The organism is Fuerstiella sp., from assembly GCA_022447225.1.
Taxonomy (GTDB): Bacteria; Planctomycetota; Planctomycetia; order Planctomycetales; family Planctomycetaceae; genus S139-18.
The window spans coordinates 233,944-255,345 of sequence record JAKVAZ010000010.1; the positions used below are offsets into that span (position 1 = coordinate 233,944).

Below are 21,402 nucleotides of genomic sequence, written 5' to 3' on the forward strand. Positions count from 1 at the left end.
CACATGCACAGGACCGGTTGTTTAAACCACTTAATGGCTCTGACATTTGCGTTATGCGTGCAGCATCATACGCTGAGTGTTGCCAGTGAATCTCCCACGTTCAGTCGTGACATTCAACCACTGCTTGCAAAGCACTGCATCGTTTGCCACGGTCCCAACATGGCAGAGGGGGGCCTGCGGCTGGATGTCGCTGAACAGGCCCGGGCAGAGCTTGAGTCAGGGTCACGTGCCGTGATTCCCGGAAACCTGGAATCGAGTGAGTTGCTGCGTCGAGTCACAGCAGCCGATGCGTCGGAACGGATGCCGCCTGAGGGTGATCCACTGTCTGACGACGACATTGAAAAGCTCCGTCGGTGGATTCAGGATGGAGCCGGTTATGAACAGCACTGGGCCTATCAACCGGTCAAACGGACAGTGCCTCCCCAGGTGACGCATCCCGACTGGATTCGCAATCCCGTTGACCAGTTCGTGCTGGCCCGACTGGAAGCGAACGGAGTGACGCCGTCACCTGAAGCGAAACCGGCGACTTTGATCAGACGATTGTTTTACGACCTGGTTGGCCTTCCGCCAACACCGGAGGAAGTTGATGCTTTTGTGACAGATGAATCGTCAGACGCATGGGAGGCATTGGTAGACCGGCTGCTGGAATCCGACCATTTTGGTGAACGCTGGGGACGACACTGGCTGGATAAAGCCCGATATGCTGATTCAGACGGTTATGAAAAAGATCGCTCCCGACCCAACGCGTGGCGCTATCGCGACTGGGTGATCGAAGCCATCAATCGAGACATGCCGTTTGATCAGTTTACCATTGAGCAGCTTGCCGGTGACCTTCTGCCGGACGCGACTGCGATGCAGAAACTGGCCACTGCGTTTCACCGGCAGACACTGACCAACACTGAAGGCGGAACCGACCAGGAACAGTTTCGTATCGAAGCAACATTCGACCGCACAGAAACCACCAGTACAGTCTGGATGGCCCTGACAATGACCTGTGCACGCTGCCATACACACAAGTACGATCAAATCACACAGCGAGAATATTATGAGCTGTTCGCGTTTTTCAACAATGCCGACGAATCCAGCATTGATGTTGGCCGCAGCCATTCTGACATGGCGAAATATCGTCGAGACAAGGCAGCGCACGACCATGAAATGTCAGCATTAACCGCACAGTATGAACATGCAAAAGCATCTCTGAAACCGCAAATCGCGAAATGGACTGACGACATATCCGCCCGAATCAAAATGGAATTGTCGCAAACACCAACCCGTAACCATCTGAATCTGGTGGATGCAAAAACTTCCGGCAGTACAAAACTGGTGCTGCAGGAAGACGGTTCCCTGCTGGCATCCGGACAGGTACCGGACAAAGACAGGTATACGCTTGTATTTGAACTTCCGGTGGAACCGGTTACCGGGATTCGGGTAGAAACTCTGGTTCATGATTCGCTCCCGGGAACAGGACCTGGCAGCGCTTCCGACGGAAATTTTGTGCTGAGTCAGCTGCGGGCGTACATTAGTTCAGAGAAAGACTTCAACAGTCGGACAGAGCTGCAGTTCGCAACGGCCGATTCTGACTTTTCTCAGGATGGATTTTCAGCAGAGTCTTCAGTTTCCTCCGCAGAGAAGTCCGGGTGGGCAGTCTTTCCGCAAATCGGCAGTGCTCACCAGATCACCGCGTACACCGTGCAGCCGGTTCGGACCGACGGTGCGAAGTATCTGCAGGTCGTACTGGATCAGCAATATGGCGATCAGCACGTGATCGGTCGTCTTCGAGTCAGCACGGTCTCGGAATTCAACCCCGTTCGTGCTTTGCCGAGAGCGGTTGCCGACGCCGTCCGGCAAGAATCAGCAGCCAGAACAGAGCAGCAGCGGAAGGTCATTGCAGCACATGTTGCACTGATTTCTCCGGTTACCGTGCGGGTTGCTGATGCAATTGCAGAGTTGAAAACCCAAACGCCAAAGGCTCCTCTGTTGCCGGTCCGTGTGATCGCCCCGGCAGCACGTGTAACAAAAACCCTTCATCGAGGGGACTTCCTTCAGCCCGGAGACGATGTGACGGCAAACACGTTGTCGGTTATCAGTGGCAGCCATTCGCTTCAGCCTCGAAAATCTGATGATTCCGCTGATCGACTGGATCTGGCCCGGTGGCTTGTCAGTCCCAACCATCCGCTGACGGCTCGAGTGACGGTCAATCAGATCTGGTCGCATCTGTTCGGTCGCGGCATTGTACCGTCGCAAAATGACTTTGGAGTTCGTGGTGAGCTGCCAACGCATCCCCAACTGCTTGACTGGCTGGCATGGCATTTTTCACGCGATATGAACTGGAGTCGCAAGACGCTGATCAGAACGATATTGATGAGTTCCACATGGCGGCAATCCTCTCATTATCGAGAGGAACTCCGCAACATCGATCCTGCAAACCGGTTGCTTGCACAGCAAAACCGGTTTCGAGTGGAAGCCGAAGTTGTTCGTGATCTGCATCTTGCGGTGAGTGGTCTGCTGAGTCCTCAAATTGGTGGTCCCAGCGTCTTTCCGCCACTGCCGTCCGGAGTGGCAGAGCTGAGTTACGCCAACAGGTTCAAATGGAAAACCAGTGAAGGTAACGACGGCCATCGCCGCGGGATGTATACATTTTTCAAACGAACGGCCCCGCATCCGACTTTAATCAGTTTCGACTGTCCGGATTCAAACACAAGCCGCCTGCAGCGTGAATCCAGCAATACGCCCCTGCAGGCCCTGATCACTCTGAACAATGAAGTTTACGCCGAGGCCGCTCAGGCGCTTGTTCGACGAATTTTCGAGGAGGCGGGTGACGGCGACCGAAAGCAGCTGATGCGGGCCATGAGATTATGCATCGCACGTATACCGGAAGATCCCGAACTGGATCGATTTGCAGAATTTCTGTCGACGTCTCGTGAGTATTATCGCGTTCACCTGGATGATGCGAAGTTGTTGACAGAAAAGCATCCGGTTAAACAGCTTGAACCTGAAGAAAATGCGGCCTGGGTAGCCACTGTAAGAATGATTTTGAACCTGGACGAATTCATTGTCAGAGACTGATCTGGCAGACGTTGTTCGTTGCCCGGCCTGCAGCCTTCGATTTTTCTGCAGCATGTTTCATACGTAACCGACAAAATAATTATGAAGATGCAACAACAATCCGATCTTGCGAAATACGCGGACAGAACCCGTCGCGAATTTCTTAATACGACGGCAAGCGGTCTGGGGATGGCTGCACTGGGATCCATGCTGTCGCAGGATGGTCTGATGCCGGCTGCCACTGCGGCGGAGGATGGGAATCCTCTGGCTCCGGCGGAGCCTCATTTCGATGCGAAAGCCAAAGCCTGCATTTTTATCTTCATGGCCGGCGCACCGTCACAAATCGATTTGTTCGACGACAAACCCGTGTTGCGAAAGCGGCACGCGCAACCGTTGCCGGATTCATTTCTTGAGAAAGTTCGTTTTGCGTTCATCAAAAAAAAGACCGCACTGTTACAGGGATCCCCTTATCGATTTCATCGGCATGGTGAATGTGGAATGTCACTGAGCGAACTGCTTCCGCATGTTGGATCCGTCGCGGATGACCTGCTGCTGATTCGTTCGCTGCATACAGATGAATTCAATCACCATCCAGGCCAGCTGATGATGCAGTGTGGCCGAGGTACATTCGGACTGCCGTCGATGGGTTCCTGGCTGACTTACGGTCTCGGCAGCGAATCGCAGAACCTGCCAGGATATGTCGTGCTGAACAGCGGCAGAGGATCTTCCGGCGGTGCCACGCTTTGGCAGTCAGGATTCCTGCCCTCTTCATATGCGGGAGTGCTGTTTCGCAATCAGGGAGAGCCGATTCTCAACCTGTCCAGCCCTGCCGGTATTCCGTCTCAGCTGCAAAGAAAGGGCATCGATGCACTGCGGGCTGTCAATGAACGACGCTTTGCTGAGGTTCGGGATCCGGAGATTGCAGCGAGAATCGCTTCCTATGAACTGGCGTATCGTATGCAGACAGCGGCACCGGAGCTGATCGACCTTGCGGGTGAATCCAAAGCCACGATTGATGCCTACGGTGTGGATCGTCCTGAACAGAAAATAGTGAAAGCTCGTGGTAAACAGGGGAATACTTATCAGAGCTTTGCTCGAAACTGTCTGCTGGCACGCCGCATGGTCGAACGCGGCGTCCGTTTTATCAACATTATCTACGCTTCATGGGACCATCATACCAACATTCCCAAAGAGCTTCCGTACAACGCGGGCTGCGTTGACCAGCCCATTGCAGCACTGATCAGTGACCTCAAGCAGCGAGGTATGCTGGATTCCACAATGGTCGTGTGGGGATCCGAATTTGGTCGCACGCCGTTAGGCGAAAACCGTAAGGGTAAGCGGGATGTTGGTACAGGGAGGGATCATCATCCGTATTCGTTCAGCATGCTGATGGCGGGTGGTGGAATTCAGGGAGGTCAGGTTTACGGAGCGTCGGATGATATCGGCTGGCACGCCACCGAAAACAGAGTCCATGTCAACGATCTACACGCTACAATGCTGCACCAGTTTGGACTGGATCATTTAAAGCTCACTCATCGCTTCCAGGGTCGCGATTTTCGGCTGACCGATGTCGGCGGAGACGTCGTTCAGGACTGGCTCGTGTAAGGCGGTTTCCCAAAAAATCCGGCGTCTTCCGTTGCCCGTGCCAATCGGCGTCCATTGTCGATTCTGTTCCCTGAAGTTCATTATCACAACAACTGTCTCATCGTGTGCTGCGAGTCATCATGCGGACAATTGTCGGTTCGGTGTCTGTTGGCTCTGATTCATAGCGGACCATCTCGCCCTTTCGAATTGCCTTCAACGGACTGCGGCGACCATTCCGCACAATTGATGTGTTGTTGGTCACACGATACTTCTGCGAATTACCAGCGGGCATTCGGAGGGTGATTGTTTCCGCCCTGACGTCAATACGGGTTACTCTGCCTATCGACATCAATGAACCACGTGTTCCCGATCGTCTGCGGAGACCACTTCGGTTTTTCTGAATTCGTCCCGCATCCGGGTCAGTTTCCAGACTGATGGTGTACGACTGTCGAATGGCTTTGCACCACGTCTGGTCGTCATCACAGGCGTAATAAAACACATCCAGTTGTATTTCCGTACCGCGTTGTGCATTTTCGACGGTGATCAGGAATTCACGAGGATCACTGTCTGATTCCACATGGACCTTCGGACCCTTAAGAATCGAAGGTTCCACGTGCGAGTTTTTGGTTGCGGTGACCGCTACACGCAGAGGTTTCGACAAATTGTTCCAGTGTACGTGATACAGTGGATCGATCAGAAACCCAAGATACATTTGACCGCTGCCGGAACGCAGCAGATCGAAATCGGCTTCCGCCCGAAGCTTGGCATAAAAAGGATCCTTTGAAGAATCAACTTCTGCTTTTACAGTTACGGCCTGCATACGGCCGGGCCGCCGGATTCTCGGTACGACCCCCTGACTGACGTTGCGACCGGTGATGATTTGCGGCAAATTGAGTTCAGATTCCCTGGTTGGTTTTCTGACCGGGCCAACCAGTTCTGTCAGATCTTTCCGCAGTTGGTCAGGATCGCTCCAGGATCTGCTGCGAACAATGCGTCCTTCGGGGGCGATAACAAACTCTGAATTGGGTGCGTCGCCAAATTGGTGCTTGGCCACGTTGTCCATGGTGTCGCACAACCAGGTGAAGCCTGACCCCAGGCGATTTTGAGCCTCTTTGACATGCATCAGGCGCTCTTCTGTCGTGAACGGCCGGACGTAATCGTTAGTCTCCGGGTGGGCGAGTGCTTTATAGATAAAGTAGAAGCGAACTCCTTTTGGGGCAAAATCACGATAAACGGTCTCCAGACCGGAAACCTTGCGAAGGAACGGAGGTCAGGTCAGGCAACCAAATACCAGTACGGTGTAGTTGTCTTTTAAACCGCGCAGGTAAAAGTCATTTCCGTCAGCGTCAAGGATCGTGATGTTTGGTAACGGCTCACCGACCTTGGGTATTTTTCGGTCGAATCGTGCGCCGCCTGTCTGGCACAGTGCAGTTGAACTGAGGACGAACAGGGCCACAGGTACACATACAGAACTCCTGATTCGTTGTCTCATGTCCGGACTCCACCGTTCAGGTTATGGGAAACACCGCCGTTCTGCCGGTTGTTGGCCCATACCTCCCCGACAATGACACGCTGATGTCAGTCTGAACACTTAAGCCGGCCAAAGGTGTCGCCCGGAATTTCCGATTGATGTAGGTACGGAAAGAGAATGTTTTGTAAGTCCGACTGTGATCTTCTGGTCCGAACCGGATCGTGTCATCTGCAGAATTTGCGCATCGGTTAGTTGTCTCCACGAGAAACGGCCATGCATCATGCGAACAGAATCCGGGTTCCGTTTATGAATTCAAAAGTCTGTCCGGGTTCAGTTTTCACGTTCTGTACAATGTTGTCAGTGCCAAACCGGGATTTGTGAACCGACAGTGATGTTTTTCAGAAAATGAACAGGTTGACTTCCGTGTTGAAGTTGAACGTATAACCCGAAGCCACCCGGGGATTATGACTTTTGTGTGAGAAAATCACTTTGACACTCGATGCCGCCATACGGGCAGTGTTTCAGCAACACAGAAAGAGAGTTGTTCAGCGAACCTGATGAACTTGGCGGGAATCTTTTCATCACCTTTGGAGCAAACCGTGGTCCCTCTGCGGTTACCATTTTGAATGGTGATGTTTCGATCAAATCTGATTTACGTTCTGCCGCATGACTGAGACAGGCCAACATGTGTCGATCCATGCCGGTCAGAAGTCTGTCGGGCGCGTCCAGTGCGTCTGTTAGCACCGGTTGTCATACAACGAGATGCGAGGGTGATACTCTGTCTGCAGGAGGTTGACCATCGCCTGCGCTGCGGCGGACGTCATCTGCGGCGGCACTGTCAACTGCAATACGGTTCGACAGAACTAAGAACGTCGTCTGTTTTTTGTGGACGCTTTCTTCGTTTTTCGGTTTGTTGCCGATTTGCGAACCGTGGTTGACTTACCAGACACTGAAGTTTTTGTAGCTGTTTTCTTTTTGGCAACCTGTTTCTTCGTTCCCGAATGTTTCTTAACGGAAGACCCGGCAGCAGCCTGCTTCTTTTTGGTGGATTTTTTCTTTGCCGCCTTCTTCTTTCGCGAAGTCGTCCTGGAGGATGTTTTCTTTCCTGTCGTGGGCTTTCCGTCAGAGAAAATTTTATCCCAGCCGGTAACGAATTTTTTTGAGGCCCCGGTATGAACGGTGTACCCAGTCATTCTTTGTGATTCCTTTGTTCGTGAGAAGACGCGGACGGTATCCACTCAAATGGCCGATTCAAGTGCATACCACTACCGCGGAGAAATTTTTTTAATTCCGGAACGTTTAAGTGTCCTGGAGAAGCAGAAATCGGCTCATCAGGTGGATCCGACGGTAAGTGTCGTGCCTCCGTCTGCAATTGGAACGAGTTCCACAAAACCCGCCGGGAGTAGTGTGGTCAGTCTCCGGACACCGAATGCTTTCATGGCCAAATCCGGCAGTTTAAACTGGTTCAGGATGCACACTGAAGGTCCTGGCGGGATTCATCGATCATCTGCAACACAACGTCTGAGATGTTGTGTCTGGAGCCAACTGCCGACTCCGGGAAAATTTCTCAAAACACTGCGGAACCGGAACTTTTGGGTACGTTTAAAAAAGGAGACCAGGGAAACGGAAGGAAAGTCAGTGCTGACTCCGACAGACTTGTGTTTCGGTGTTTTGCCTTTTAAACTCCGCAGCCTGTTGACGGTCGAACAGTGGCAACTGTGCGACATTATTCGCCGTGTTGTCAACTGTGAATTCAGACGAGACGGACCGGTGTCGTTGTACCAAATCTGTCCTCATGCGGACGTCAGCAAACCTGTGCTGTTAAGCACCTGGGGCCGTAGCTCAATTGGTTAGAGTACCGGACTGTCGATCCGGTGGTTGCGGGTTCGAGTCCCGTCGGCCTCGATTTGAACGATCAGTGCCCGGCTGCGGTCGGGAGGGGGAGTTGGAAGGTTAGTTCTTGCGACTTTGCTCAGTGTACGAGTTACCTGCTGGTGGCCCGCACTTTGTTCATGTTGATTGATTACTAAAACAGCCGCCACCCGGGTTACCGGCGGCGGCTGTTTTGAGTTTTGCACTGTTGCACGATGACCTTCGACGATGTTGTGTAGTCGGAAGTTTTATCCAGGGTTCGCTGGGTCTTTCACTGATTCGTAAAAAAATTGGTGACTGTTGAGCGGCGGAATGGACTCGGTAAGTTGCTTCGCTCCGGTTGGTCGTTTGATCTTGACGATGACCCCCACGCTATGATGTGTTTCCGGACACGAATTATAAAATCTCCGGGCAGCGGGATGCTGTTCACGATTGAGGCAGGTCGCAGGGACTGAAGGTGTTCTCCGACAACGTCTCAGGGCTGGATGGCAGGTTGAGACAGGCTTATTTTGACACACACGGGTGCACTGTAAACGGTGAACATATTTTGGACGATTGCCTGATTATGTCTGCCTGGCACAATATCGGGCGTGGTGATCATCCATGGTCGGACGATCTGTCTTCACCAGGAGTTTCAGCGTGATGATGTCGTCGGAAGGAAGGCGTGCTTTGTGAAGACAGACCGGCTTATTTTGGGTGACTGTATTCAGACGCTGAACAGCTTGGACGCGGGCTGGGCAGATTTGGCGATTGCAGATCCGCCATACAATATTGGTTACAAATATGACGTTTACGTTGACCGACTGGAAGATGACGAGTATCTGGAGTGGACCAGAGCCTGGATTTTGGCGACGGTTCGTTCGCTAAAACCCGACGGCACGTTCTGGATTGCCATCGGCGATGAGTATGCGGCAGAGGTGAAACGTGTTGCCGAAAGTTGCGGGCTGCATATGCGCAACTGGGTGATCTGGTATTACACATTCGGCGTTCACTGCACTACGAAGTTCACACGATCGCACACGCACCTCCTGTATTTCGTGAAGGATCCGAAACGTTTCACATTTAACGCTGATGAGATCCGCGTTCCGTCTGCCCGGCAGCTTGTTTACAACGATAAGCGAGCCAACAGCGTGGGCCGAGTTCCCGACAATACCTGGGTACTGCGGCCACAGGACATTGGCGACGGCGGATTCCTGCCCGATCATGACACTATGTACGTGCCTCGAATTGCGGGCACATTTAAGGAACGCGCTCAGTTTCATGGTTGCCAGCTTCCGGAGCAGTTGCTGGGACGAATTGTTCGTGCCTGTTCAGATCCTGAGGAGATCGTCATCGATCCGTTTTCCGGAACCGGCAGTACGCTGGTGACTGCGAAGAAGCTGGGACGACACTGGCTTGGTGTAGAGTTGTCGGAGGATTACGGGCAGTTCTCCTGTGATCGGTTAGATGAAGTTCGGACAGGTGACCCGCTGAATGGCGGTGAAGAGCCAACAACAAGTGCACCACGAACAACAATCGATCGTCAAAAGAATCTCCGGCGACCTCAGGGAATCGACGAGACGACGCTGATCGATGCATTTGTGAAATTGAAGGGAAGTCCAACCATTGATCGCATGGTGGCTGATCCGTTTTTGAATGCGGAATTCATTGACAACTGCAGCACGAGACAGATTCCAGGCAGACCCGCAGACTGGTGCCGCGTTCTGATGAACCTGCGCCGAAGCGGAAACTATCCTGAGCTCAAAAGACAGGGTGGTTCGAGGGACCGCATGGACTGGAAGAATGCAGACGCATTTGAATTTGCGTGTGAGATGGGTCTGAGAAGAATGCTGGATGAGGGTTATCGGAGTCTGGATGATGTTTTATGTGATCCGGAAGCCGCAATGCGATTCGATCGATACTGCCGGGCTGTCTGTCCAGGCCGAACGTCATTTGAGTACCGTTGGGTCGCGATGAAGCTGCGTAAATCGGTTGACCAGTGGGGCAGTACGTCGGCAGGTGACAGTCCACTCGATCAGGCAGAGTCTCTCGACATAATCCGCTGTCCTCCCGGTCCCTGCGTGTACGTCGTACTTGCCCGGAACGAATTGCCGGCATTTGTGGGTTTCACTCATAATATGGAAGAGCGTCTGGAGGCAACGAAGCTGGCGCTTGACGGAATTCGTGACTGGATTCCGAACAACGGTGAATGGCTGATCAGAACATCCGAAGTTCGGCCGGACGAAGGACGTAGCAGGCAACGGGCCTTTGTGAACGACCTTCGACCACGACTGAATTTCCTCGTAAAAAATTCTTCATCATGAGTTTTGGCGCAGGTCATTCACTCGTGAGTTATCTGCGAATATTCTCGCTTGAGTGTGCTGAGGATGCAGAGTAAGTCGTCGGGTTGTCAGAACATAGCCCGGCAGCGCGTCTCCTGATCAGGCTTTCATGATTCAGACCATGTTCCAGTACCACAGCGGTCCGGATTCTGGCCCGGGGTGACAGGCAGTAACTGCTGCCGTTGTTTGGACCGACTATGCGGTTACCGCAGTGAACGCCACTCGTGATACGTAAAACTTGCTGCTTGAATCACGTACACCCCCGACGTTAGCATCATTCGCCGACGAGAATTCGACAGCTGCTGAAGAGGGGGACCCATGACGAAGAGTATGAAAGTGACGGGGCGCGTGAGAGTTGCTGCGGCAGGATTATTGTTGTTCTGTGTTTCTATGCCGTGTTCTATCGCTCAGACCGAAATCCCTGTCATCTCCATGAAAACGACAGCGTTGCCCCCGGAATGGGCCTTGTTGCAGCAGCATGTGATAGAGCAACTGGAACCGGCAGCGCTGGAGTTTGTCAACAGGTACACAAATGACGATCACACGCTCAAGTGGCGAAAGGAATGGCCAGGCTTTGACGGATCAGATGACGGATACGAGAGTTTTTACAATTTTCCACTGTACTATGCGATCGGTGGACCACCTTCGATTGATCGGCTGTCACGCGATCTGTGGGAGGGCGTCACACGACAGTTTACTCAGTATGGACAGATTCACGACGAGTTCGATGCGAACTACGACTGGATGCATCATGGTGAGTCCTACACCAACTTCTATTTCTTTGGTCTCTCTGATCCGACAAATCAGGCGTTTCGCCAGCGGACGGTCAGGTTTGCGTCGCTGTACCTTGGAGACAACCCGGACGCTCCGAATTATGATCCGTTACGCAAACTGATTCGTTCTCCGATCAATGGCAGTCGTGGCCCTCGTTTTGTAAATACGGCGGAGGACTGGGTCACTCATCGACCGATTCTTGCCAAGTATCCACTGCCGTTCGATGACATACCGAACGTGACGTCGGGTGATGCCTGGAATGATGACGTGCTGTTCCGGAACATTCTGGACACCATCAATCAGCGGATGATGCGCGGGGACGTTCCTCTGAATCTGACATCGACCAGCCTGATGCTCCATGCCTATATGTCGACAGGCGAGGAGCGATACAGGGACTGGATCCTGGAATATGTTAGCGCCTGGCTCCAGCGTGTTCGTGACAACAATGGTATCCTGCCTGACAACATCGGACTTTCCGGTGAAATTGGAGAATACAATGACGGCAAGTGGTGGTCCGGATACTACGGATGGAACTGGCCGCATGGTCTTTACAATCAGGTCGAATCAACCGTTATTGGCGGTACCAATGCCTACATCATCAGTGGCGATCCGGCCTTTCTGGAATTGCCCAGGTCGGTGATTGACCTGGTGACCAGCCTGGGCCGAAAGGAAAACGGTAAGTTGCTGGTACCTCACCGGCACGGAAGCAGCGGATGGCATGCGTTCGGCCGGATGGATGTCAGGCACCTGTTCCAGCTGTGGTTTATTTCTCGTGAAGATGAAGACTGGGATCGCCTGCAACGGCTGGCAGATCTTTCCGAATTCGATCAACTCAACTACAGCAAGGGCAAAGGGGATTCGAATCACACAGGTTCCTGGGTCGCATTTGTCCTCGGACGAAATGATGATTACCCACTGCAGATTCTGAATGGTTGTTACGAAGAAACGCTGTCGCGGCTAAGCAGGATTCGCAGAGATGAAACAACGCCCGATGAGCAGGACGTGCATCACTGGCAGAAACTCAATCCGGTCATTCTGGAAGGTCTGGTGCAATTGATGCACGGAGCTCCGAACCATGTTTATCATGGTGGACTGCTTCATTCGAGTCTTCGATATTTTGATCCGGATCAGCAGCGATCGGGGTTGCCGTCTCAGGTTGCTGCCATGGTGGATCGTCTGACGCCTGACGGAGTCCGACTCAATCTGGTGAACCTCAGTGCGACAGAAGAAAAAGAGGTGCTGATTCAGGCGGGAATGTTCCGTGAACACAACATTTCCCGGATTCGTCAGCTTGAAAACTATCCATTTCAGTTCAATACCGTCAACGGGCCTCACGTCACTGTAAGGCTTGCACCCGCTGCTGTATGTCGCCTGCACATCGGGCTGGAACGATTCTCAAATCCGCCATCCTATCGTTTTCCGTGGAGCAAATAGAAAACTCTGCACGATGAAGGGACTCGCCGATGGCTCATCCTTTCCTTGCAGGGTTGCGGATAGCGAACAGGAAAAGGCACAAACGTTCAGAGAGATTTTAAATCCGGATCAAGTCAGACAGCGGGCTCCCTTGGCTGTCAACCGACCCTTTTTGTCAAAGGGGTAATTGATGGGGAGTCTTCCGAATTCTCGCAGCGTTATTGATTCGGACCGTATCACTTTGCCTCAATTGATCAATAAGACAGACGTCAATCGCCTGCGGGCGTGTTTGCTCTGATAAAGTCATGCACCGGCGTTTCGTGCCTGTTGTACCGAAAACGAATCGCTGTGTGCACAGGATTTCAAGTTCAGTCGCTGTGAGGACCGTGCGAATACAATGTCGACATCGAAGTCACTGCCAAAATTATTCCTGGGCGCCAGTGCGATGTTATTCGCCGGCGCGGGGTTGCAGATCGTATTTGACGGCGGCAAGCAGGATTTCCTGCTGGCCGCCTGGGTTGTCGGCGGTATGGGATGTCTGGCGATTGCCGCGAATCGGCACGCCAAGTTCCGGGGATTCGCCTTCAGCCTGTGGGTCATGACGCTGGTTGCTGCGGCGATGTTCCGTCCCGAACTGTTTCAAAAATGGGGCACGTTCGATCAGAAAACTCTCATCGTCCCGCTGATTCAGATCATTATGTTCGGGATGGGGGCAACACTGTGTGTTGCGGATTTTACCCGGGTGCTGACAGTTCCACGTGCGGTGGGTATCGGCATGCTGCTTCAGTTCACCATTATGCCGCTTACAGGTGCCGGTCTTGCTATGGTGTTCGGGTTTCCGCCCGAGGTTGCAGCCGGCGTCGTATTGATCGGTTCCTGCCCGGGTGGTGTGGCATCCAACGTCATGGTTTATCTTTCTCGTGGTGATGTTGCACTTTCCGTGACCATGACGGCATGCTCCACACTGGTGTCTCCGGTTCTGACCCCGCTGGCGATGAAACTGCTGGCTGGCCAGTACATCGAGATCGAATTCACAACCATGTTGGTGGCAATCCTGAAAATGATTATTGCACCAATCGTTTTGGGCCTGATTGCCAACAAGCTGTTGACTCGTTATTCGCTTCTTGGACCAAAGATGGAACGGACGCTGTCGCTGATTGCCATGGTCTCAATCTGCTACATCATTGCGATTATTACGTCTATCTCCCGTGAGCAGCTGATGAGCGTTGGATTGCTGCTGATTGTCGTGGCTGTAGCACACAATGCCATTGGATATCTTCTCGGATACTGGTGTGCATACTTCACCGGTCTGGATGAAACGACTCGCCGAACCGTGGCAATTGAGGTGGGGCTGCAAAATGGTGGCATGGCGTCAGGACTGGCAGTTAATGTACTTAAGAGCAGCAATGCCGCACTGGCATCGGCGATCTTTGGTCCGTGGATGAATATATCGGGTTCCATTTTAGCATCCTGGTGGAGAGGTCGGCCGGTTAAAGACAACCGTCCATCCGAGGTAGAAACGCTGCCACCAAAACATCAGCATGACTGAAAAGACCAGATCGGTGTGTGTGAAATGAGTGGACGTTCGCAGGCTGAAAAAATTTTTCCGGGTTCATGGAGCCGGAAAACAATGGTTACGGGGCAGAAGTTTTTCAATAGCAGGAAGATCTGGTTGTGCTGTCAGCTGTTCACGCGGTGAAAGTTTTTTGATCCGGTTCTCAAGATCGTGCGTTAGCCGGGCTGTGGCGAAAGTCTGCTCCGATTGATCCACATAGCACCATATGTACATCCGGCTAAACTACACTTGGCCGGGGAGAATTCCTGATTCGATCGAGGAGATCATCGATGGGACTGTTTGACAAACTTCGCGCTGAATTGATTGATATCGTCGAATGGGTAGACGATTCCCGGCATACACTGGTCTGGAGATTTCCCCGATATAACAACCAGATTAAGAATGGAGCGCAGCTGATTGTTCGTCCAGGACAGATCGCGGTTTTTGTACATCGTGGCGAAATTGCCGATGTCTTCGAACCGGGGCACTACGAACTTATAACAGACAACCTGCCGATTCTGAGTACGCTGGCCGGCTGGAAGTATGGTTTTGACAGCCCTTTTAAGGCAGAGGTCTACTTTGTCAGTACCAGACAAATCACGGATCTCAAATGGGGCACGCCCAACCCCATCATGCTGCGAGATCCTGAATTTGGACCGATTCGAATTCGCGCATTTGGAACCTATGCACTGAAGGCCGTTGATGCACGTGCACTCCTTAAAGAACTTGTTGGAACCGATAGCGCTGTTGACACGGACGAAGTCACCGAATTGCTGAGGTCCATGATTATCAGTACGTTCGCAGAACAGATTGGATCCTCTAATATTGCTGCGCTGGACCTGGCAAGTAAGTATCAGGAATTCGGTGAAACACTCCGCCAGGCCGTTCAGGAAAAGGTCGATGACGAATACGGTCTGGAGATTCCTCAACTGTTCGTCGTCAATATTTCTCTGCCGGAGGCAGTGGAAAAAGCACTGGATACACGAACGAGCATGGGAGTGATTGGTGACATGAATCAGTTCCAGCAGTACCAAATGGGACAGGCTATGACGGCTGCTGCTGAAAACCCTTCGGGTGGTGGTGCTGCCGAAGGTATGGGGCTGGGCCTTGGGTTTGCGATGGCCGGACGGATGATGCAGCCAGGTATGTCAGGCACTGCTCCGGGAATGGCTCCTCCTCTTCCTCCGGCTGCAGCTCTCTGGCATGTTGCTGTGGATGGCCAGACTCGCGGACCGTTTTCCATACAGCAAATGGGAGCCGGAATGTCATCGGGTGAGATCACTGCGGAGACGTTGGTCTGGTCAGACGGCATGACCGGGTGGCAACCGGCTGGAAATGTGCCGCAGTTGTCGACCTCGTTCCAGGCTTCTCCCCCGCCCCCTCCTCCTGCGAGTTCTTAGTGCTGCCGGCCGTTCCTGCAGATTTAAAGTCAGGTCCGGCCAGTCGAATGTGGTCGCGTTTCCATACAGTCACTTGAATCGTTTGTGTGACTACTTCGTTAGAAACTATTTCAAAGATGTTTCGATCATTCTGCCGGCACGAGCAAATGTCGGCATCCAGTGTTTCAGTCCGCAAAATTCCGCAGATCCGCATTGGGGCGACGGTTGGTCGGGCCTGTGAAGATACCGAAACTCTGAGACCGTTGATTCTCGCGGATGTTGATGCTTTTCGGCTCAACTTTCCCCACGGAGACTGTGACTGACCGAGCAGGGTTCACATGATTTCTGATGATCTGTACCTACGCTGGTCGCACCGACTGACTCGGTGAAGACCAGGATCTGATGATCATGCAACAGGAAGTCTCCTGGGATCCAGACCCGTTTCGTGAATCGCTGCACAGGACCATTGTGTGGTCGGCGTGTTCTCCGGGAATCCAGCCCTGTATTCAGTTGCGACGGCTTTCCTGCAGAACAGGGTTCTTGATTAGATTGGTGGATCTGGGACAGCTGTAAACCGGGCAGTGGAATTATTCCTGTAAACCATGGATAATGATGTGAACAAATCTGTCGTTTGGCACTCAGGATGACTTCGGTACAGCAGCAGACCTGTGAATCGTTGGTTGTGTTCGCAGGGAAGTTCCAGAATCCTGTTTCCGGGTGTTCCCGGACTGCGTGGAAGGTTTGACTACCGGGTCACATCAGGAGTTGCAGGCCGTTGCTGACGAAATTCCTGGTTTCCCTGTTGACGAATGAGATGGGCCGTGAGACGACGGGATCCGGATGAAGAATCGGTGGGACGCGCGAACCGAATTTCCGGTCTTTGGTTGGCGTTATTCACAATGTGACTCTTTGTACTGGGACATTGATGAACCAACAACAGACGTATGGTGATGGAGTCTGGTTTTGTAAACCCGTTCTGTTCGCGGCAATGGCGGGCGGCATGGCCTGGGGGATTCGAGGTCAGTACGGTCACGAGACCGGCGCCATGATTGCGGGCGTGCTCGTCAGCCTCACCGTCTGTTTCATTCTTTGCCGCAGGATGCCGATCGACCAGCTTAGCCGGACAGTTGCTCTGGCCATCGTCGCGATGGGTATCGGTGGCTCGATGACCTACGGTGAAACAGTCGGACTGACTCACGATACGCCGCTGCGTGGTAATGCGGAAGCATGGCGGTGGGGCATGCTGGGACTGGCGATCAAAGGTGGAATCTGGATCGGTTTCTTCGGTACGTTTCTGGGGATGGGCCTGAGTGGTCGTGTTTACACGTCGCGAAACATGATTGCACTGATGCTGGCAGCGCTCGGTGCTTATTTCATGGGCATCAACACGATCAACTATCCGTTCCGACCTTACGAAGTGGACGCGGAATTCACATATGGGAAAGACGGCACAGAAATGGTGCATGCCAATCGGTTTGCAGGAGGCAAAGGTAACCTGGAGGAGGCCAGTGAGAAGGCTTTGCCATATCTGTATTTTTCTGACCACTGGGACTGGGAGCCATACGAAACAATCAGGCCTCGGTGGGAAAACTGGGGAGGTCAGCTTTTGGCGTTGTTGGTGGTGTTCATCTATGTGGGCTGGTGGTGTGACGATAAGCTGGCCCGCAACCTGGCGATGTGGGGTGTCATCGCCGGAGCAATTGGGTTCCCCGCCGGGCAGTCTGTGCAGTCCTGGTACCAATGGAACACCGACCCTGAATGTGTTGCCGTATTTCGTCCCGTGCTTCAGGAAAATGAGACTCTGAAATGGATCATTGGTCACTTGTCCATGAACTGGTGGAACACGATGGAGACCACGTTCGGGACCGTGATGGGCGGACTCATTGGTCTTGGGGTCTGGTTCAATCGCAAAAAGATCGGTGGACTGGTCTCAGGTGATACGCCGCGGTCATATATGGCAGTGCCTGTGGAAGCTTTATTACTGGCTATCCATGTGGCATGTCTTTTCTATTTTGAGTTCTACTTCGTCGCACACACCGATCACTACAATGACGCGTTGTACGAACAGGGGCTGGTGATGGCATTCATCCCCTTTGTTCTGATCGTTGGCGGCAGGTTCAGCCATTACTTCATCATGTTCCCGGTGGTCCTGCAGACGATTGCAGGCAGAACACTGCAGGCCCGACTCTATAAGCAGATTCACCTCGAGGACGGGACCAGGGAGCGTGTTTACAACGACCAGGCTACGATCAATCTTCCGCTTTTGGATAACGATCCCCATGTGTCATTGATCGCTGGCTGGCTGATCTATTTCATTATCCCGGTGGGGATCGCACTTTATTCCACCTGGTACTTCTACAATAAGCATAAAACAAAAACGACGGACTCTGCCTTCACCGGAACTGCTCTGCTGATTATGGGATGGCTGTTTTTCTATCTGAATTTTATGTTCTGGGGTTGTCCGTGGTGGCGGTGGTCAGACTTTAGTAGCTGGCCGTGGGATAAATGGGGTGGTCCCAATACCATGAATGCCATTTTTGTGATCTACATGACGTCCTTGACCTGCATGGTTTGTTGCGGATTACGGAGAGACGCAGGAAAGGAACGTAGTGCAGCCGGTTGACCTGAAAACCGGATTTTCGCCCTGGGAACAACTCCCGCAATTGACTTTTACAACGACACGGATTCCGAGGTGTCGTCAAGTGCTGATCCCTGCCTTTCATTCAACGAATTCAGAAAAAGGTAATCTTGATGTTCCTTAAACGTCTTATTTGGGCAGCAGTTGCGATGCACATGTCTTTGTGCGGCGCCCTCAGCTATGCAGAATCAAACATGGATCTGAGAACCACGGTGCTGGTTTCTCCCGTGGGAGGAACAGTCGGAAAAGCGGCTGATTTTCTGAGTGACGAAGTCTACGACCGGACCGGAATTCGATGGTATATCCGGGACCACTTCGAGGGGGCAGCGCGCATTGTGCTTTGCACTGGTGACACCATCCCTGAGGGTATTGAACTTCCGGAAGGATTAGTGGTTCCTGATGCTGCAGAGGGATTTGCCCTGGGTGTGAATGGAACGGATATCTTCATCGTCGGTCGAAAGCCACGAGGTGTGTTGTTTGGAGTTGGTCGGCTGCTCCGGTTGATGACCATGCGTGATGGTGAAATCTCGCTGCCGAAAAAGACAATGGTATCGACTTCACCAAAACACGCGATGCGGGTCCATCAGATGGGGTACCGAAAGACGGCCACAAGTTATGACCTGTGGACCGTCGAAACGTATGAACAATACCTGAGAGAAATGGCAATATTTGGCTGCAACGGTGCCGAGCTGATTCAGGAACAGCCCCCAGGTGAGAAAGACAGCGTATTGATGGCAGAATCCCAGTGGGATATGAATATCAGACTGTCACGAATGATGGATGAATATGACTGGGAGGTGTTTCTCTGGTATCCCGTGCCAATCCTGAGAGATGATCAGCAGCGATATGACACTGAATTGGGATATCGCGAACGATTCTTCAACGAAATGCCCCGGATCGATCATCTGTTTGTTCCAGGCGGTGATCCAGGGAATAACCATCCCAGAGTTCTGATGCCGGCTCTGGAAGGGATGGCGGAAATGTTGCACAAGCGGTTCCCGGACGCTGGTGTCTTTGTGTCCAACCAGAAGATGAAGCCGGAAGCGACCGACTGGATGTTTTCGTATTTTCGCGAAGAGCAGCCAAAGTGGCTTGGGGGATATGTGTATGGACCAGGAACCAAACACAGCATCATGGACGCCAGAGAATGGCTGCCGAAACAATACGAGATTCGCCGTTACCCGGACATTACACACAACTTGAGAGCTATGTTTCCGGTCCCTCACTGGGACGGCAAGATGGCACAGTCACTGGGACGCGAAGGAATCAATCCGCGGCCAGGGCACAATCAAAAAGTTCATAATGCCTTCGATGAGTATGCGAGCGGTTTTGGAACCTATTCCGACGGGATCCATGATGACCTGAATAAGGTGGTCTGGAGTGCTCTGGGCTGGGATCCGGATGCAGATCTCCATGAAATCGTCGTGGATTATGGCCGTCTGTTTTTTGGCGAAGACATGGGTGAGGAAGTTGCTGAAGGTCTGTGGATGCTGCAGGAGAACCTGACCGGCAATTTCATCGAGAATGACGGCATTCCCGTCACCCTGGCCAAATGGCGATCCATCGGAGAAAAGGTCAGTCCAAAAGTCCGCAGGAGCTGGCGATATCAGAATTATTTGATGCGAGCGATTTTTGACGAGTATACCCGCAATCGTTGTATTCAGGAGATGAAGTACGAAGAAGCAGCCTATGCGGCCCTGGCGAAGGCACCGAAAGTGGGATCAGCGAAAGCCGTTGCAGCCGCAAGAAAAGAGTTTGCCAGAGTCGATGCAGAAAAGTTCGGTCCCGCCATGCGTCAGGAGATGGCGGAACTGGCGGACGACATGTTCAACAGCATTGGATGGCAGTTTAGTATCAAGTCACCCTACTTCACGCGAAACGCGGAACGCGGAGCACTACTGGATAAGCTCGACCAACCGTTGAACGACCGACCATGGCTGGAAAACCAGTTCGATGAAATTCTGGCGATGGACAGTGTAAAAGATCGGCAGCAACGAATTCACATGCTTGTGAACTGGGAAGATGCGGGGCCAGGAGGATTCTATGACGACCTCGGAAATCCTGATAAACAGTCCCATTTGGATATGCTGGCCACGTATGACGAAAATCCCAGCCGTATTGACCGCATCACCGAGGGGCATTACCGCTGGATGAACAACATGACACTGGAAGTTGATAATCGCTATCGACATACGTGGCTCCATCATTCCCAAAGTCTTCATGGAGCACCCCTCATCGTGCGCTATGACGGACTGGACAAGCGGGCTGAGTACAAAATCAAGGTTGTGGAATTTGGACGGTTTCATGCCACGATTGATCTGGTCGCGGATGATGTACACAAGATTCACGGACCATTGCGTCCTCAGTATCCTCTTTGGCCCGTGGAATACGACATCCCCAGGGAAGCTACCGCCGATGGCCAACTTGAGTTGAAATGGAGACTTGTTGAAGGTCGCGGGACACAGGTGGCTGAGATCTGGTTAATTAAAAAATAGCCGTGGGTGGCGGTATCTTTTTAGGCACAGGCAAGCGCTCCGGCATTGATATGACCGCGTGTGTTGATCGGTCAGTGACCGGCGAAGCACGCCTGGTTCCGGAATAGAGGCCAGAGCCTGATCAGGCAGCTTTTGGGGGAGTTACCACGTCTGTGGCGTACAACGTCCTGACACATATGTCAGTAAGTCCAGTGTGCTCTGTTTTTTTCACTGTTAAAACTTTGCGTCAATCAGTGAGTGACTTCGCCGTCGCAACCGTTTCGCGAAACGGTGTTTGTGCAGAGTCGGGATGACAGGAGTTGAACCTGCGACCTCTGCGTCCCGAACGCAGCGCTCTACCAGGCTGAGCTACATCCCGAAAGGGTTACCGTAACCCAAATTCTACCGCGCAGGTATTTTCCTGCAATCAGCCGACCTGACGGTTACTTTAAGTTGCAGATAACTTAACAGCCGAATCCAAGTTGGTTTGCTGTCCACATCTGTCCCAGTCAGAAATGCGTTGCGAATCTCGCTACAGATGAATGGGTACGAACCGTTCTGTCTCGCCCGGTCTTGCTTTTTCCGGGGGGGCAATCCAGGGGATTGGCATTTTCTCTTCAGTAAGCGTCTGAACCTGATCCCGAAAAATCTGCGCAATTCGCCTGAGTACTTCTCGTTCCGTGTTTCCGGAAACAGAAATGCCGCCGAGATTGGCAACTCGACCAACAATCTGCTGGCCGGATTCACTGGTATTGAGAATAATCTGACAATTAAATACCGGCACGGGGGAACAGGCATCGTCCGGGACCAGCGGCAGAGACTCAGGGTCTGTCATCATACGAATCCTCAAATGTTACAACCCGCCATACAGATTGA

General features: G+C 52.5%; 12 protein-coding genes and 2 tRNA genes. 9 read left to right on the forward strand and 5 right to left on the reverse strand.

The features are described from left to right. The first annotated feature begins 33 nt into the window (after positions 1-33). Complete coding sequence (locus MK110_12995) at positions 34-3,066, forward strand: PSD1 and planctomycete cytochrome C domain-containing protein (protein ID MCH2212215.1); 3,033 nt, start codon at positions 34-36, stop codon at positions 3,064-3,066. 87 nt (positions 3,067-3,153) lie between these two features. Continuing rightward, positions 3,154-4,650: a DUF1501 domain-containing protein gene (locus MK110_13000; GenBank protein ID MCH2212216.1), complete on the forward strand. Its 1,497-nt coding sequence runs from the start codon at positions 3,154-3,156 to the stop codon at positions 4,648-4,650. A 97-nt stretch (positions 4,651-4,747) separates the two neighbouring features. Here MK110_13000 and MK110_13005 read toward each other — a convergent pair whose 3' ends face one another. The 3 genes from MK110_13005 to MK110_13015 form a co-directional block, all read right to left on the reverse strand. Next, positions 4,748-5,752, reverse strand: a complete 1,005-nt coding sequence (locus MK110_13005) for a hypothetical protein (GenBank protein MCH2212217.1) — start codon at positions 5,750-5,752, stop codon at positions 4,748-4,750. Between the two features lie 147 nt (positions 5,753-5,899). Then, entirely contained in the window at positions 5,900-6,121 is a 222-nt protein-coding gene (locus MK110_13010) for a peroxiredoxin family protein (GenBank protein MCH2212218.1), read from the reverse strand. A gap of 842 nt (positions 6,122-6,963) precedes the next feature. After that, a complete protein-coding gene (locus MK110_13015) occupies positions 6,964-7,293 on the reverse strand; it encodes an RNA polymerase subunit sigma (protein MCH2212219.1) in 330 nt (109 codons plus the stop codon). Between the two features lie 638 nt (positions 7,294-7,931). Here MK110_13015 and MK110_13020 point away from each other — a divergent pair. The 7 genes from MK110_13020 to MK110_13050 all read left to right on the forward strand — a co-directional run bounded on the left by MK110_13020 (position 7,932) and on the right by MK110_13050 (position 20,547). Continuing rightward, positions 7,932-8,005: transfer RNA gene (locus tag MK110_13020), tRNA-Asp, on the forward strand. A 638-nt stretch (positions 8,006-8,643) separates the two neighbouring features. Next, entirely contained in the window at positions 8,644-10,275 is a 1,632-nt protein-coding gene (locus MK110_13025; protein MCH2212220.1) for a site-specific DNA-methyltransferase, read from the forward strand. 336 nt (positions 10,276-10,611) lie between these two features. Continuing rightward, complete coding sequence (locus MK110_13030; GenBank protein MCH2212221.1) at positions 10,612-12,501, forward strand: hypothetical protein; 1,890 nt, start codon at positions 10,612-10,614, stop codon at positions 12,499-12,501. A gap of 376 nt (positions 12,502-12,877) precedes the next feature. Continuing rightward, entirely contained in the window at positions 12,878-14,029 is a 1,152-nt protein-coding gene (locus tag MK110_13035; protein ID MCH2212222.1) for a bile acid:sodium symporter family protein, read from the forward strand. A 296-nt stretch (positions 14,030-14,325) separates the two neighbouring features. Further along, positions 14,326-15,435, forward strand: a complete 1,110-nt coding sequence (locus MK110_13040; GenBank protein ID MCH2212223.1) for an SPFH domain-containing protein — start codon at positions 14,326-14,328, stop codon at positions 15,433-15,435. A gap of 904 nt (positions 15,436-16,339) precedes the next feature. Beyond that, positions 16,340-18,037 (forward strand): hypothetical protein, encoded by a 1,698-nt coding sequence (locus MK110_13045; GenBank protein ID MCH2212224.1) that lies wholly within the window; start codon positions 16,340-16,342, stop codon positions 18,035-18,037. A 128-nt stretch (positions 18,038-18,165) separates the two neighbouring features. Further along, complete coding sequence (locus MK110_13050) at positions 18,166-20,547, forward strand: hypothetical protein (protein MCH2212225.1); 2,382 nt, start codon at positions 18,166-18,168, stop codon at positions 20,545-20,547. 284 nt (positions 20,548-20,831) lie between these two features. Here the strand turns inward: MK110_13050 and MK110_13055 are convergent. Beyond that, positions 20,832-20,905, reverse strand: a tRNA-Pro gene (locus MK110_13055). Positions 20,906-21,058: 153 nt separating this feature from the next. After that, positions 21,059-21,361, reverse strand: a complete 303-nt coding sequence (locus MK110_13060) for a hypothetical protein (GenBank protein MCH2212226.1) — start codon at positions 21,359-21,361, stop codon at positions 21,059-21,061. Between the last annotated feature and the right edge of the window lie 41 nt (positions 21,362-21,402).

What these genes read in the sequence shown, in the direction of transcription:
- MK110_12995 (MCH2212215.1), top strand. Translation starts at nt 34, where the DNA reads ATGGCTCTGACATTTGCGTTATGCGTGCAGCATCATACGCTGAGTGTT.
- MK110_13000 (MCH2212216.1), top strand. Translation starts at nt 3,154, where the DNA reads ATGCAACAACAATCCGATCTTGCGAAATACGCGGACAGAACCCGTCGC.
- MK110_13005 (MCH2212217.1), bottom strand. Translation starts at nt 5,752, where the DNA reads ATGCATGTCAAAGAGGCTCAAAATCGCCTGGGGTCAGGCTTCACCTGG.
- MK110_13010 (MCH2212218.1), bottom strand. Translation starts at nt 6,121, where the DNA reads ATGAGACAACGAATCAGGAGTTCTGTATGTGTACCTGTGGCCCTGTTC.
- MK110_13015 (MCH2212219.1), bottom strand. Translation starts at nt 7,293, where the DNA reads ATGACTGGGTACACCGTTCATACCGGGGCCTCAAAAAAATTCGTTACC.
- MK110_13030 (MCH2212221.1), top strand. Translation starts at nt 10,612, where the DNA reads ATGACGAAGAGTATGAAAGTGACGGGGCGCGTGAGAGTTGCTGCGGCA.
- MK110_13035 (MCH2212222.1), top strand. Translation starts at nt 12,878, where the DNA reads ATGTCGACATCGAAGTCACTGCCAAAATTATTCCTGGGCGCCAGTGCG.
- MK110_13040 (MCH2212223.1), top strand. Translation starts at nt 14,326, where the DNA reads ATGGGACTGTTTGACAAACTTCGCGCTGAATTGATTGATATCGTCGAA.
- MK110_13045 (MCH2212224.1), top strand. Translation starts at nt 16,340, where the DNA reads ATGAACCAACAACAGACGTATGGTGATGGAGTCTGGTTTTGTAAACCC.
- MK110_13050 (MCH2212225.1), top strand. Translation starts at nt 18,166, where the DNA reads ATGTTCCTTAAACGTCTTATTTGGGCAGCAGTTGCGATGCACATGTCT.
- MK110_13060 (MCH2212226.1), bottom strand. Translation starts at nt 21,361, where the DNA reads ATGACAGACCCTGAGTCTCTGCCGCTGGTCCCGGACGATGCCTGTTCC.